This is a genomic window from Pseudomonas orientalis, assembly GCF_001439815.1.
GTDB lineage: Bacteria > Pseudomonadota > Gammaproteobacteria > Pseudomonadales > Pseudomonadaceae > Aquipseudomonas > Aquipseudomonas orientalis.
Genome location: NZ_JYLM01000038.1, coordinates 1 through 524 on the forward strand (window position 1 = coordinate 1; position 524 = coordinate 524).

Consider the following 524-nt stretch of genomic DNA (forward strand, 5'->3'; position numbering starts at 1 on the left):
CGGCGTGCTGGTGTGCCCGGTGAGCGATTTGAAATTGCTCGGTGCGGCCACATTCATCCTGGCCGCCACGGCGCAGTGTGACGCAGAGGAACTGCGCCAGCGCCTGCCGGCTCATCTGAAGATTGGGCCGGTAGAGCGCATACGGGAGTTGGTCAACCTGCACCTTGCCGGGATCAAGGTCAACCCGCTGCCGGTGGCGCCGCGGCAGATTCCGTTTCATGCCGCCAAGACCTATTTCATGCTCGACATGAGTGCCCGCGATATCGCGGGCACTCATGTCGAGCATGAAATAGGTCTTGGCGGCATGAAACGGAATCTGCCGCGGCGCCACCGGCAGCGGGTTGACCTTGATCCCGGCAAGGTGCAGGTTGACCAACTCCCGTATGCGCTCTACCGGCCCAATCTTCAGATGAGCCGGCAGGCGCTGGCGCAGTTCCTCTGCGTCACACTGCGCCGTGGCGGCCAGGATGAATGTGGCCGCACCGAGCAATTTCAAATCGCTCACCGGGCACACCAGCACGCCG

The 524-nt window shown here is 63.0% G+C and carries 2 pseudogenes; one reads left to right on the plus strand and one right to left on the minus strand.

The annotated features are described in order from the left end of the window. A pseudogene (gene tssK / locus TU82_RS28535) lies at window positions 1-268 on the plus strand (type VI secretion system baseplate subunit TssK); the annotation flags it as partial. A gap of 60 nt (window positions 269-328) precedes the next feature. On the opposite strand, the pseudogene tssK (TU82_RS28530) reads toward tssK (TU82_RS28535), so the two are convergent. Beyond that, window positions 329-520 (minus strand): annotated as a pseudogene (gene tssK, locus TU82_RS28530) (type VI secretion system baseplate subunit TssK); the annotation flags it as partial. Window positions 521-524: the final 4 nt, after the last annotated feature.